This is a genomic window from Streptomyces aureus (genome assembly GCF_001418135.1).
Classification (GTDB): domain Bacteria; phylum Actinomycetota; class Actinomycetes; order Streptomycetales; family Streptomycetaceae; genus Streptomyces; species Streptomyces aureus_A.
Map to the genome: position 1 here is coordinate 18,899 of NZ_LIPQ01000001.1, position 9,855 is coordinate 28,753.

Sequence of the window (9,855 nt, forward strand, 5' to 3'; positions counted from 1 at the left end):
GCACAGCGCCCGCGGTTCCTCCGGACGGAGCGGTCGGGGTGAGTTTCCGGTAACCGACCGGAAACGCGCGGGCAATGGGAAGGAAGCGGCCGCTGCCTAATTTCTGTCGAGCGACAGAAATTAGATCCGAGATGAGCCCCGGACCGGAGGTCGAGCCATGGGGACACCCTCAGCGCCACCGTCAGCGACCGCGTCGACGCACGGCGCACGCGAGCACGCCCGTGCCCAGGAGGGCACGACGACCGACGCCATGCCGGTCGTCCCCGCGAGCGACTGGCCGGAGCCTCCCGAGGGCGTGGCCGCCGGGGACGTCGTGTGGGCCGAGACCGTGGCGGGCGGCGGCTACACCCACAAGGTCCTCGCCCGCGGCACCGAACTGCGGCTGACCGACCTCACCGGCGACGCCTGCGCGCACCTCCTCCTCCACAGCGCCGACCGCCCCTGGGAGCGGCTGAACACGGCCGACACGGTCAAGGTGCTGTGGAACGCGTACCTCGGCGAGGGGCATCTGCTCCTCTCCGACCAGGGCCGGGTGCTCGCCTCCGTCGTCGAGGACACCTCCGGTCGGCACGACGCCCTGACCGGCACGTCCACCCTCGCGCGCAACACCGCCCGGTACGGCGACGGCACTCCGCAGTCCGCCTCGCCGGCGGGGCGCGAACTGTTCAAACTCGCCGCCCTCAAGAACGGCCTCTCCCCGCGCGACCTCCCGCCGTCCGTCTCCTTCTTCCAGGGCGTACGGATCTCGGAGGACGGCACCACCGAGTTCACCGGATCGGCCGGTCCCGGCACGTCCGTCACGCTGCGCGCCGAACAGGACGTCACCGTCCTCCTCGCCAACGTTCCGCACCCGCTGGACCCGCGTCCGGAGTACACCTGCGCAAACCTCCAGGTGCTGGCGTACCGATCCCGCCCGACCTCCCCCGGCGACGCCCTGTGGGAGGCCACCCCCGAAGGCCGCCGTGCCTTCCTGAACACCGTCGACCACCTCACCGCCCGGGGGCTCGTATGACCGTCACCGCCCTTCCCGGCCGCGTCGTCTCCGACGACACCGTCCCCGCCCGCGCCGCCTGGTCCGGGTTCGTCCGCAGGGGACAGCTGCTGACCGTCACCGACCTGTACGGCAACCAGGCCGCCGACTTCCTCGTCTACGACGCGCACGACACCTCCGTGCGCTACAGCGCCCCCGACACCGTCCAGGCCCAGGGCAACGTCTTCCTGACCACCGGCTCGGTCCTGCTCTCCAACGAGCACACCCCGCTGATGACCGTCGTCGAGGACACCTGCGGACGGCACGACACCCTCGGCGGCGCCTGCTCCAAGGAGTCCAACACCCTCCGCTACGGCCACCACACCTGGTCGCAGCACGCCTGCGTGGAGAACTTCCTCGCCGAGGGCGCCCGGCACGGCCTCGGCAAGCGCGACCTCGTCTCCAACATCAACTGGTTCATGAACGTGCCGGTCGAGAAGGACGGCACGCTCGGCATCGTCGACGGCATCTCGGCCCCCGGCCTGAAGGTCGTGCTCCGCGCCGAGACCGACGTCCTCGCGCTGCTCTCCAACTGCCCCCAGATCAACAACCCCTGCAACGGGTTCGACCCGACGGCCGTCCGGATGACGATCACCGACGCGGCCGGAAGCGAAGAGGACGGCACCCGATGACGTTCGACACCCTGCTGGTCGCCAACCGCGGCGAGATCGCGGCCCGCGTCATCCGCACCGCCCGGACACTCGGGCTGCGGACCGTCGCGGTGTACTCAGACGCCGACCGGGGCACCGAGCACGTCCGGCTGGCCGACGAAGCCGTCCGGCTCGGCCCCGCGCCCGCCAAGGAGTCCTACCTCGACGCCGACCTGGTCCTGAAGGCCGCCAAGGACACCGGCGCGGGGGCCGTTCACCCGGGCTACGGCTTCCTCTCGGAGGATGCCGACTTCGCACGCCGCTGCGCCGACGCCGGCATCGTCTTCGTCGGCCCCACCCCCGAACAGCTGGAGCTCTTCGGGGCCAAACACACCGCCCGGGCCGCCGCCGAGGAGGCGGGCGTCCCGCTCGCCCCCGGCACCGGCCTCCTCCCGGACGTGGCCGCGGCCCTCACCGCCGCCGACGAGATCGGGTACCCGGTGATGCTCAAGGCGACCGGCGGCGGGGGCGGCATCGGCATGCGGGCCTGCCACGGCCCCGCCGAACTCGCCGACGCCTGGGACCGGGTGCAGCGGGTGGCCGCGGCCTCCTTCTCCTCCGCCGGAGTCTTCCTGGAACGCCTGGTGGAACGCGCCCGCCACGTCGAGGTGCAGGTCTTCGGCGACGGGCAGGGCAAGGTCGTCACCTTCGGCGACCGGGACTGCTCGCTCCAGCGCCGCAACCAGAAGGTCCTGGAGGAGGCTCCGGCCCCCGGCCTCCCCGAGCACGTCCGGCGTCGGCTCGCCGAGGCCGCCCGCGACCTGTGCGCGTCGGTGGACTACCGCTCCGCCGGCACGGTCGAGTTCGTGTACGACGCCGCCCGCGAGGAGGCGTACTTCCTTGAGGTCAACACCCGCCTCCAGGTCGAGCACCCGGTCACCGAGGCGATCTACGGCGTCGACCTCGTCGCCTGGATGCTGCGCCTCGCCCAGGGCGACACCGCCGTCGTCACCGAGCCCCCGACGCCCCGGGGACACGCCGTCGAGGCCCGCCTCTACGCGGAGGACCCCTCCCGCGACCACCGCCCCAGCGCCGGCCTGCTGACCCGGGTCGCCTTCCCGGAGGACGTCCGCGTGGACGCCTGGGTGGAGACCGGCACCGAGGTCACCACCGCCTACGACCCGATGCTCGCCAAGGTGGTCGCGCACGGTGCCGACCGCGCCGGGGCGCTCGACCGGCTGGACGCGGCGCTCGCCGCGACCCGCGTCGACGGCATCGAGACCAACCTCGGCCTGGTGCGCGCGGCCCTCCGGGACGTCGACGTCCGGGCGGCCGCCCACTCCACCGCGACCCTCGCCGGAGTCACCGATCCGACCCCGCGCGTCGAGGTCGTCGCGGCGGGCACCCTGACCACCGTGCAGGACTGGCCGGGACGCACCGGCTACTGGCAGGTCGGCGTCCCGCCGGGCGGACCGATGGACGACCTCTCCTTCCGATTGGGCAACACCGCCCTCGGCAACGACGAGGGCGCCCCCGGCCTGGAGTGCACCCTCCAGGGCCCCTCCCTGCGGTTCACCCGTCCCACGACGGTCTGTGTCACCGGCGCCCCGGCCCGCGTGACGATCGACGGCACCGCCGTGCCGCAGTGGGAACCGGTGACCGTCGACGCCGGACAGACCCTCGCCGTCGACGCGCCCGCCGAACACGGCCTGCGCACCTACGTCCTCTTCGCGGGCGGCCTCGACGTGCCGGAGTTCCTGGGCAGCGCCGCCACCTTCACCCTCGGCCGGTTCGGCGGGCACGGTGGCCGCGCCCTGCGCTCCGGTGACGTCCTGCACGGCGGCGAGGTCCGTACGGACACCCCCGTCGTCCCCCTCGACGAACGTCCGGCCTTCGGCTCCTCGTGGCAGGTCGGCGCCGTGGAGGGTCCGCACGCGGCACCCGAGTTCTTCACCGAGGACGACATGCGCGACTTCTACGCCGCGGACTGGAAGGTGCACTTCAACTCGGCCCGCACCGGGGTCCGCCTCGTCGGCCCCAAGCCGCGCTGGGCACGGACCGACGGCGGCGAGGCGGGGCTGCACCCGTCCAACATCCACGACACGCCGTACTCCGTCGGCGCCGTCGACTACACCGGCGACATGCCGGTCCTCCTGGGTCCCGACGGGCCCTCGCTCGGCGGCTTCGTCTGCCCGGCGACGGTCGTCACCGGGCAGCGCTGGAAGCTGGGCCAGCTCCGGCCCGGCGACAGCGTCCGCTTCGTGCCGGTGACCGCCGGGGCGGCCGCCGCACTGCGCCGCGCACCGGCCGCCGAGCCGCGCGCCGACCGCCCGCCGCTCGTCGACGGGGGCGTCCTCGCCCGCCTGGCGGAGACCGGCGACCGGCCGTCGGTCACGTACCGGCGCAGCGGCGACGACAACCTCCTCGTCGAGTACGGGCCGATGCAGCTGGACCTGGCGCTCCGCATGCGCGTGCACGCGCTCGCGGAGGCGCTGGCCGCACGCGGGCTCCCCGGCGTCCTCGACCTCACCCCGGGGATCCGCTCGCTCCAGATCCAGACCGACCCGGACGTGCTGCCCCAGCGCGACCTGCTCGACGCCGTCCTGCGCGTGGAGGAGGAACTGCCACCCACCGACGACCTGGTGGTGCCCAGCCGGGTCGTGCACCTGCCGCTGTCCTGGGACGACCCGGCGACCCGCGAGGCCATCGACCGCTACGTCGCGGGTGTGCGCGACGACGCCCCCTGGTGCCCGTCGAACATCGAGTTCATCCGCCGCGTCAACGGCCTGGACACGGTCGCCGACGTGTACCGCACGGTCTTCGACGCCGAGTACCTGGTCCTCGGCCTCGGTGACGTCTACCTCGGCGCGCCCGTCGCCACTCCGCTGGACCCCCGGCACCGCCTCGTCACCACCAAGTACAACCCGGCCCGCACCTGGACGGCGGAGAACTCGGTCGGCATCGGCGGAGCGTACCTGTGCGTCTACGGCATGGAGGGCCCCGGCGGCTACCAGTTCGTCGGCCGCACGACCCAGGTGTGGTCGCCCTGGCGGCAGCGCGGCGCATTCGAACCGGGGAAGCCCTGGCTCATGCGCTTCTTCGACCGGATCAAGTGGTACCCGGTCGGGGCCGAGGAGCTCCTGGAACTGCGCGCCGACATCGTCTCGGGCCGGTTCGTCCCGAGGACCGAGGAAGGCACCTTCTCACTCGCCGCGTATCAGGACTTCCTTCAGGCGAATGCCGCGTCGATCGCCGCCTTCCGGGCCCGGCAGAGCGCGGCCTTCGGGGCCGAGCGCGACGCCTGGGAGGCGGCCGGCGAGTTCGCCCGCGCCGAGGCGGCGGCGGAGACCGTGCCGCCGGTCACCGACATCGAGGTGCCCGAGGGCGGCCGACTCGTCGAGGCCGACTTCACCGCCTGCGTCTGGCAGGTCAACGTCGAGGTCGGCGACCGGGTCTCGGCGGGTCAGCAGCTGGTCGCCCTGGAGGCGATGAAGATGGAGTCACCCGTGACGGCCCCCGCCGAAGGCGTCGTCGCGGAGATCCTGATCAGGCCGGGAAGCCAGGTCGAGGCGGGAACCGCCCTCGTCGTCCTCGCTCCCGTCGAGACCGCGGAGGCGGCCGTATGAGCACCGCGCTGGAACGGGTGCGCGCCGCGTACGCCCGCATCGCCCGGGTGGACCGGCCCGAGGTGTGGATCGACCTCCGTCCGCGGGAGGACACGGAGGCCGAGGCCGCCGCGATCGACGCACGGACCGCCGCCGGTGAACGGCTGCCCCTGGCCGGAACGGTCTTCGCCGTCAAGGGGAACATCGACGTCGCCGGGCTCCCGACCACCGCCGGCTGCCCCTCGTACGCGTACCGGCCCGAGGCCGACGCTCCGGCGGTGGCGCGCCTGCGGGCGGCCGGGTCCGTGGTCCTCGGCACGACCAACCTGGACCAGTTCGCGACCGGCCTGGTCGGCACGCGCAGTCCGTACGGAGCGGTCCGGAACGCGGTCGACCCGGCGTACGTCTCCGGCGGTTCCTCGTCCGGCTCGGCGGTCGCGGTCGCCCTCGGCCTCGTGGACCTCGCCCTCGGCACGGACACCGCGGGCTCCGGCCGGGTGCCCGCCGCCTTCAACGGCGTCGTCGGACTCAAGCCGACCCCCGGCCTGGTGCCGACCGAAGGCGTCGTCCCCGCCTGCGCGTCGCTCGACTGCGTGACGGTCTTCGCCCGCACGCTCCCCGAGGCCGAGCAGGCGCTGTCCGTCATGGCGGCACCGGCGGGACGCGTGCTCCAGCCTCTGGAACAGCGCCGCCCCGGCCCGTGGCGGATCGCGGTCCCCGACGCCGCGCGGCTCGGCGAGCTGGACGAGGGGTGGGCGGAGGCGCTCGCAGCCGCGGCGGCCCGACTCGCCGACGCGGGCGCCGAACTCCTGCCCGTGGACCTGGAGCCGTTCACCGAGGCGGCCGCGATGCTGTACGAGGGGGCGTTCGTCGCCGAGCGCTACACGGCCGTCGGCGCCTTCGTCGACAAGCACGCCGACTCACCGGACCTCGACCCGACGGTGGCCGGAATCATCTCCGGGGCACGCGACCTCCCGGCCCACCGCCTCTACGCGGACCGGGAGAAGCTGGCCGCCCTCCGCACCCGTGCCCTGGCCTCCCTCGGCGACGCGGACGCCCTGCTCCTGCCGACCACACCGGGGCACCCGACCCTCGCGGAGGTCGCGGCCGACCCCCTGGGCGCGAACGCCCGGCTCGGCCGGTTCACCAACTCCACGAACCTGTTCGGCCTCGCGGCGGTCGCCGTACCGGCGGGCGCGGTGGCCGGGCGGCCCTTCGGCGTCATGCTGATCGGTCCGGCCTTCACCGACGACCGGCTCGCCCGCGTCGCCGCCCTGCTCACCTGCCCGCCGCTGCACGTCGCGGTGGTCGGCGCGCACCTGTCCGGGCAGCCGCTCAATGGACAGCTGCTCGCCCTCGGCGGCCGGTTCGTCCGCACGACCACGACGACGCCCGTCTACCGGCTCTACGCACTGGACACGACGCCCCCGAAACCCGGTCTGGTCCGGGCCCGCGCGGGCGGTGCGGCGATCGAGGCCGAGGTGTGGCGGCTCCCCGCCGAAGGGCTGGGCGCGCTGGTGGCCGCCCTCCCCCGCCCGATGGCCCTCGGGAGCGTGGAACTCGCGGACGGCAGCTCCGTCCCCGGCTTCCTCTGCGAGCCCGAGGCCCTCGACGGCGCCCGCGAGATCACCGCGTACGGCGGCTGGCGCGCCGCCCTGCCCACGCTCGCCGGCCCTGATGCGCCCTCGTGATGCTCCTCGCCGCCCGGGCCGTCCGGTGCCGGGACGGACGAACAACCCGCTGTTCCTGTTCGCGCACCCCTTCAGCTGAAGCGCTCCCAGGCGCGGGACGATGGCGGAAGCCCGCTCGGGGGTCTCATGGCGAAGCCGCCGGGAGCGCTTCGCAGAACCGTCATTGCCCCTTAACGCCGGATCGTTGACCGGCCCCCTCGCGCTTGCGAGCATCGGGGCATCAGGTCGTCGACCCGTCCCCCGCATCCCTCGCCCCTCGGTTGCCCGGGCCGCCGTGCCACCGTACGACCGACTCCCGGACCGAGGATTCCCGATGCGACCAGCGCTCATCGCGACGCCGGGCGGAAAGCCCGCCGTCGACCAGCCCGACGCCGCCGCCGTCCTGCGGGCCATCCTCCGCGGAGGCCCGCTGGCCCGCACCGCGATCATCCGGGAGACGGGCCTGAGCGCGGCCGTCGTGTCACGGCACGCGGCCGAACTGCTCGCGATGGGACTGGTCTGGGAGCCGCCCGAACCGCACCGGCCGCCCCGGCCCGGACGCCCCCGCATCCCGCTGGACATCGAGACCGCGCACCATGTCGCGGCGGGCGTGCACATCGCCGTCCCGCGGCTCACGCTCTCGCTCACCGACCTGCGCGGCAACGTCATCGCGTACGAGCACGTGCCACGGCAGCCGCAGCACGGGGCGGTCCTCCAGGACGTCGCCGCACGACTGCCCGGCTTCCTGCGCAGACATCTCGGCGGGCGCTCCGTCCTCGGTCTCGGCGTGGCCACCGGCGGCTGGGTCGATCCCGACGCCGGGGTCCTCGTCGAGAACTCCGCGCTCGGCTGGCGCGACATCCCGCTGCGGCGCTCGCTGCAGCGCGCGGTGGGACTGCCGGTCCATGTGGAAGGCCACGCCCGGGCGCTGGCCCAGGCCGAGCTGCTGTTCGGCGCGAACCGCGGCGGCGACCTGGTGCACCTGTTCGTCGGCAACGCCGTGGACGCGGCGATCGCCACCGGCGGCGTCCTGCTTCAGGGCCGGCGGTACGGCGCCGGCGGCATCGCCCACCTGCCCGTACCGGGGTCGGCGGAGCCGTGCCCCTGCGGCCGCACCGGCTGCCTCCAGGCGACCGTCTCCGACCGTGCCGTCGCGCGGCGCGCCGTCGCCGAGGGCGTCATCCCGCACCCCGATCTGCGGCTGCTCGTGCGTGCCGCCCGCGCGGGCGACGTCCGGGCGCTCGACCTGTGCCGCACCCGCCTGCGGCTGATCGCGCACGCGGTGCGGCCGCTGCTCGACCTGATCCGCCCGGACGACCTGGTGCTGACCGAGTTCGCCACCCTCCGTCTGCCCCGGCTGCTCGACGAGCTGACCCGCGAGCTGGCGAGCGGCGGCGACCAGGTGCGGACCGGCTCCTTCGGCGCGGACACGCTCGCGGTGGCGGCGACCGCGCCGGTGCTCGCGGCCGTCTACCGGAACCCGTTCGGGCTGCGTACCAGCGGCGGCGCCCGATGACCGGGGCGGGGCGGGTTTCTTCCGCGCCGCCAGAAAATATTGTCCGTACCGGCACGGGGCAGCACACTCTTCCCATGGACGCAGAGCAGAGGGCCACGATCCGGGCAGCCGCAGACCGGCACCCCGTGAACGCCTTCCGCGCGCACCACTTCGCCGGACTGGGCTGTCGCGCCCACTGACCGGCTCTCCGCCGACGCGCGACGCGCCGGGGGCACGGGGCACTGACCCCGGCGTACGCATCCGCCGAACTCCGGCCTGAATCAGGCACGTTCACCGGCTGAAGCACGGCCGGAGCGCGGCTGAGCCCCGGCTGGAGCGTTGCCTGGGGCACCAGGCTGGAGCTCTGGCCGAAGCACGGCTGAGCACCGCGTGGAGCTCTGGCCGAAGCACGGCTGAGCACCGCATGGAGCTCTGGCCGAAGTGCCGGCTGGAGCACCGGCGCCGTCCCCTTTTCCCGCCTCGCCGCGTACCGACACCGGCCGGGCGCCCTTCACACCCGTGAGCCCGCGCCCGGCGGGTGACCCCGCGGCCCCGACGCCGTCCCGACACCCGGTCGCCCTTCTCACCCGCCCTCGTTCGTCATGCCCGAAAGGACTCCCCCATGAGCACGCTCACCGTCCGTCCCGTCGCCGGTCACATCGGCGCCGACATCGACGGCGTGGACCTCGCCGGCCCGCTGGCCGTCGAGACCGTCGACGAGATCAAGCAGGCCCTCCACCGTCACAAGGTCGTCTTCTTCCGGGGGCAGCGGCTCGACCACGCCTCGCAGATCGCCTTCGCCCGCCACTTCGGCGAGCTCACCTACGCCCACCCGCACGACGACGCCCCGCCGGAGGGCCACCCGGAGATCTTCACCATCGACCCGCGCCGCTTCGAGGAGCGCTACGGGAAGAACTTCCGGGCGGAGTACCGCAAGCGCCAGTACAGCTACTTCGACGGCTGGCACACCGACGTCACCGCCGCGGTGAACCCTCCCGCCGGGTCCATCCTGCGCGCCGAGACGGTCCCGGAGTTCGGCGGCGACACGCAGTGGACCAACCTCGTCGCCGCGTACGAGGGGCTGTCCGCCCCCGTCAGGGCGTTCGTGGACACACTGCGCGCCGAGCACCGGTACGGCGGCGACCGGCCGGTCGCCGCCGTACCGGTGCTCGGCGCNNGCGGCGACCGGCCGGTCGGCGAGGACGGCGCGTACGCCCGCCGGATCAACGACAACCTGCTCGTGTCCGTACACCCCGTGGTGCGGGTGCACCCGGAGACCGGGGAGCGCGCGCTGTTCGTCAACCCGGGGTTCACCAGCCACATCGTGGGCGTCACCGCCGCGGAGAGCCGACGGATCCTGGACCTGCTGTACGCCGAGATCACCCGGCCCGAGTACACGGTGCGCTTCCGCTGGGAGCCGGGGCACGTGGCGTTCTGGGACAACCGGGCCACCGCGCACCTCGCC

The 9,855-nt window shown here is 74.1% G+C and carries 6 protein-coding genes and 1 pseudogene; all 7 read left to right on the forward strand.

Annotated features, from left to right (window positions below; genetic code table 11):
• The first annotated feature begins 157 nt into the window (after positions 1–157).
• Positions 158–1,012 carry an urea amidolyase associated protein UAAP1 gene (locus AOK00_RS00090; protein ID WP_055598267.1) on the forward strand — a complete coding sequence of 285 codons (855 nt, stop codon included), beginning with the start codon at positions 158–160 and terminating at the stop codon, positions 1,010–1,012.
• Positions 1,009–1,662: an urea amidolyase associated protein UAAP2 gene (locus AOK00_RS00095; protein ID WP_055598268.1), complete on the forward strand. Its 654-nt coding sequence runs from the start codon at positions 1,009–1,011 to the stop codon at positions 1,660–1,662. Before AOK00_RS00090 ends, AOK00_RS00095 begins: the two co-directional genes overlap by 4 nt.
• Entirely contained in the window at positions 1,659–5,246 is a 3,588-nt protein-coding gene (gene uca, locus AOK00_RS00100) for an urea carboxylase (RefSeq protein WP_055598269.1), read from the forward strand. The genes AOK00_RS00095 and uca overlap by 4 nt, the downstream gene beginning before the upstream one ends.
• Positions 5,243–6,916: an allophanate hydrolase gene (gene atzF, locus AOK00_RS00105; protein ID WP_055598270.1), complete on the forward strand. Its 1,674-nt coding sequence runs from the start codon at positions 5,243–5,245 to the stop codon at positions 6,914–6,916. The genes uca and atzF overlap by 4 nt, the downstream gene beginning before the upstream one ends.
• Before the next feature lie 313 nt (positions 6,917–7,229).
• A complete protein-coding gene (locus AOK00_RS00110; RefSeq protein WP_055598271.1) occupies positions 7,230–8,411 on the forward strand; it encodes an ROK family transcriptional regulator in 1,182 nt (393 codons plus the stop codon).
• A 601-nt stretch (positions 8,412–9,012) separates the two neighbouring features.
• A partial coding sequence (locus AOK00_RS00115; protein ID WP_254047184.1) for a TauD/TfdA dioxygenase family protein occupies positions 9,013–9,566 on the forward strand: 554 nt, incomplete at its 3' end.
• Positions 9,567–9,568: 2 nt separating this feature from the next.
• Positions 9,569–9,855 (forward strand): annotated as a pseudogene (locus AOK00_RS41250) (TauD/TfdA dioxygenase family protein); the annotation flags it as partial.